Below are 2,009 nucleotides of genomic sequence, written 5' to 3' on the forward strand. Positions count from 1 at the left end.
CGGGAACCTTATTTTTTATATAACCAACGGGCCGGGGGGCCGGCGCGGGGCCCGAGCCCCCCCCCCGCCCGGGCGCCGCGGCGTCGCCGCCCGACCCCAGGACCACGGCATGGTCGGCGGCTTCGTCGCGGCCGTCGAGCTCCTGCTCGGCCGGGACGCCCTGCTCCCCGACGAACACCGCGCACCGCAGCTCGAACGCGGCGGCCGGAGGCGTGCCGCGGACAAGGGCGACGGCCGGGAGGTCGCCGTCGGCGGCCGCCGAGTCCACCCGAATTCCGGGCACCTCGCAGGCTCCGGGCACAGCGCGGCTGTGTAGGCCGCCGCGCGGGCCGCCGTCAGAGGGATGTTCAAAGCGATCCATCCGCGGATCGATCCGGACACGGAAGGCGACCACATCAGGTTCTCATCCAAAACTCCACACGCCAACCTACGCCGATATGCACCCAAGGTCGCCGATCGAACGCTCACCGCGTCAGGGGATGTCCGCCCGTGGGCACGACTTGCGTTCCCAGGTTCCGCGGGCGACGGGTGCGGGCATCATGCCCGTTACGGACCGAAGCGGATACACGCCGACATCAACCAGCCCGGTATCGTGGCCAACCCGGCGACGACGTCGTAAAGCAACCCAGTTTCCGCCAACACGACACTCATCACCAGGACGACATCTGCCCGCGGCCCGCCTTCGACCCGTGCGACATTGCGAATACGACCACAACCGGCTAAGAGGAAGCAAACCGGCATCGTGATTTTCCAGATGACAACCCGGCGTGACGGCACGTGCGCAGCGGAGGGCCACTGACGATGGCGGCGACTCTCTACCCGCCGGCCCGCCTGCGGCCGGTGCGCAACACCTCCGGCACCATGGTGCAGCCCACCCGCGGCCTCATCGCCCACGTCCAGGTCGGCACCGGATCACTGTTCTCCTGGTTCGACAACTCCAGCAGCCAGGTCAGTTCACATCTGTGGCTGTCCAGGACGGGGAACTTCGAGCAGTACGTTCCCTTCAACCGGCGGGCCTGGGCCGAGGCAGCCGGAAATCCCTACTGGATCTCGTGTGAATGCGAGGGCTTCGAGACCGAGGACTACACCGACGTCCAGGTCGCCCGGCTGGCCGAGCTGTTCCGCTGGGGCATGAACGAGTTCGGCTGGAAAGCGGAGATCGCCGATTCACCGAACGGATACGGCCTCGGTACCCACCGAATGGGCGGCGCCGCGTGGGGTGGCCACAGCTGCCCCGGTGACATTCGGGCGAACCGGCGCTCCGACATTCTCTCGCTTTCGCTGGGCAACAATGCGCTCACACTCGACCCGCGGGACCGCTACGCCGGCCGCCCGACCCTGCGGGAGGGCGCGCGCGGCGCGGACGTGGTGGAGCTGCAGAACGCGCTGAACATCATCTTCGGGCACGAGTCGCCCACCGGCGACCCCAACCGGATCACGCCGGACGGAGCGTTCGGCCAGCGCACCACCGCCAGAGTGGCGTCACTGCAGCGTTACGCGTCGTCGTGGTTCGGCCGCATCCCGGACGACGGTGTCTGCGGCCCCGGCACCTGGAAGAAGATCGGCTGGATCCTGACCGGGATGAACCGCACCATCTAGCCCGCGGGCAGCTCGACCGGTCAGCCGTCGGTGGCGTACGTGGCGAGTTCCGCGCCGGCCAGGCGCAGCCAGCGCCGTGGGTCGGCCATCGCGGCGTCGGCTCCGCCGGCGAGCGTTGCCAGCGCGACGTCGGCGAGAACGCCCGCGGGCCGCGGAGCGTCGAGCTGGCCGGCGACGATGAGCACGGGCACGCCGCCGCGGCGGGCCAGGCCCAGCATTCCGCCGACGACCTTCCCGTCGAGCGAGGTCCGGTCGAAGCGGCCCTCGCCGGTGATCAGCCAGTCCGCCCGGTCGAGCGCCAGCGGCAGGCCCGCGACCTCGATGATCGTCTGAACGCCGGACACCAGCTGCGCGCCCCAGGCGGCGGCGAGGCCGTAGGCGGTGCCACCGGCGGCGCCGGCACCCGGCGC

General features: G+C 70.4%; 2 protein-coding genes and 1 pseudogene. 1 reads left to right on the forward strand and 2 read right to left on the reverse strand.

Going from position 1 to position 2,009, the window contains the following annotated elements:
- Positions 1-361, reverse strand: a pseudogene (locus MXD58_RS26430) (hypothetical protein); the annotation flags it as partial.
- A gap of 440 nt (positions 362-801) precedes the next feature.
- Here MXD58_RS26430 and MXD58_RS26435 point away from each other — a divergent pair.
- Entirely contained in the window at positions 802-1,599 is a 798-nt protein-coding gene (locus tag MXD58_RS26435; protein WP_248838483.1) for a peptidoglycan recognition protein family protein, read from the forward strand.
- Positions 1,600-1,619: 20 nt separating this feature from the next.
- Here MXD58_RS26435 and MXD58_RS26440 read toward each other — a convergent pair.
- Positions 1,620-2,009 (reverse strand): glycerate kinase (locus MXD58_RS26440; RefSeq protein WP_250610480.1); only part of this gene is annotated, 390 nt, incomplete at its 5' end.

The organism is Frankia sp. AgKG'84/4, assembly GCF_023242965.2.
In the GTDB taxonomy this organism is placed as follows: Bacteria; Actinomycetota; Actinomycetes; order Frankiales; family Frankiaceae; genus Frankia.

Coding starts and splice junctions, on each gene's coding strand:
- MXD58_RS26435 (WP_248838483.1), top strand. CDS start 802: ATGGCGGCGACTCTCTACCCGCCGGCCCGCCTGCGGCCGGTGCGCAAC.